1 protein-coding gene is annotated in these 245 nt (G+C 67.3%); it reads left to right on the top strand.

Annotated elements, in window-relative coordinates; genetic code table 11:
• A partial coding sequence (locus ACYPYD_RS28025) for a hypothetical protein (protein ID WP_459666544.1) occupies positions 1 to 245 on the top strand: 245 nt, incomplete at both ends.

The raw sequence follows: 245 nt of genomic DNA, 5'->3' as shown, positions 1-245 counted from the left end.
GCGGGCGTCGTCTCGATCACCACGGCGGACCCCGGCGACAAGCTGGAAGTGATCGCGCGCGGCGGCTACGAATTCGCGGCGAAGCAGGTCTACGGCGAGGCGATCGTCTCCACCCCGCTGAGTGACACGCTGGGCATCCGCGTGGCGGCACGCGCCAGCAAGCAGTTCGACGGCTACTACAAGCAGGTCGGCACGACGCAGACCTACCCCACGCTGGATCGCACTTCGACCTCGCAAGTGGTCAC

It is taken from the genome of Novosphingobium sp. 11B (assembly GCF_054589055.1).
The sequence above is the reverse complement of the archived record's forward strand: the minus strand, read 5'-3'. Positions and strand labels throughout refer to the sequence as shown.